The organism is Alteromonas antoniana (genome assembly GCF_019249295.1).
Taxonomy (GTDB): domain Bacteria; phylum Pseudomonadota; class Gammaproteobacteria; order Enterobacterales; family Alteromonadaceae; genus Alteromonas; species Alteromonas antoniana.
The window spans coordinates 1-1213 of sequence record NZ_JAESDH010000075.1 but is presented as its reverse complement, the minus strand read 5'-3'; the positions used below and the strand labels follow the sequence as shown (position 1 = coordinate 1213).

At 45.8% G+C, this 1213-nt stretch carries 1 protein-coding gene; it reads right to left on the bottom strand.

What is annotated here, in order from left to right; genetic code table 11:
• Positions 1-31 precede the first annotated feature (31 nt).
• Positions 32-982, bottom strand: a complete 951-nt coding sequence (locus JKP77_RS22110; protein WP_218313335.1) for an IS110 family RNA-guided transposase — start codon at positions 980-982, stop codon at positions 32-34.
• Between the last annotated feature and the right edge of the window lie 231 nt (positions 983-1213).

Sequence of the window (1213 nt, the reverse complement as noted above, 5' to 3'; positions counted from 1 at the left end):
ATAACAAACGACTATGGCGTCAACCCGAAATTTAAGCTGTTTTTTCTTCCCACACGACGCCATCTCTCACCATCGAATTGAGGATGACAATCATCTTCCTGACGCAGGCAATAATAGCGACTTTCTTAGGTTTCCCTGCTTCTACCAAGCGGTTATAGGTGCGCTTAAAAACAGCGTTACACTGCATCGCTGACATCATGGCCATGAACAATACAGTGCGAACCTGACTGCGGCCTCCTTGAATAACTTGTTTGCCTTTGTACCGGCCGCTTTCTTTGTTCATCGGCGCAACACCAACCAATGCTGCAATTTCTTTGCTGTTCAGCAGACCGAGCTCTGGCAAGTAACTAATCAGTGTTGCCGCTGACACTTTTCCTATGCCGGGCATACTTTGAACCAGAGCACTTTTAGTTTTATATTCCGGACAACTTTCTATCAATACAGCAAGCTCTTCATCCATTATTTGAATCTGTTTTTTGATAACCAGAAGAACAGATTTTATGCTTGCTTGTGTCGTTTTAGGCATGATTTGCAGTCGGTTTTTCTCACTGGTCTGCATGTCCATCAACTGGTTTCGGCGTGATACTAAGTCTGCCATCCGCCTTATGGCTTCTGGCTTAAGAGAAGACAGAGCGGGACGTATTGCTTCGCTATAGTGGGCAATAAGCTCAGCATCAAGCTTGTCTGTTTTAGCTCTTCTCCCAATCGCGCCGGCAAAGCGTTTTACATGCACCGGGTTGACCAGGCTAAACGGTAAACCTGCTTTAGAACATGCAGTGATAAACGCCGTTTCATATCGCCCCGTCGCCTCAATGACAATGCGCTCAGGCGCAACCTTCTTCAGGCGTTTCATTGCTTCTGTGATGCCCTTCTTGTCATTGCTGACTTGGAAGTATTCATTGAGCGGACGAACATGAATATCGAGGTGATCTTTGCCGGTATCCACACCAACGTTAATTCTTTGCGCTACTGATTTATTCATAATAAGCTAACTCTGGTTTGCTAAATGCGAGCTCGGGGCCCAGTCGACTATTCGAGTATGTTGCTTGGAGCACTGTGTGGCGTTCTCGTTTGTTATCGGTCTCTCGATTGAGGAGCCTACAATTAATCGAACTGCCACGCAGCCAACTTTGGTTGCAGCCAAAGTCTGGGCCTCACTTTACCCATCTTTGAAAAAATTGTGGGGAATTTAGGGAAGAATTATCCATACAAA

Bases quoted from the DNA above. Each gene is read 5' to 3' on its own strand.
- JKP77_RS22110 (WP_218313335.1), bottom strand. From the start codon at position 982: ATGAATAAATCAGTAGCGCAAAGAATTAACGTTGGTGTGGATACCGGC.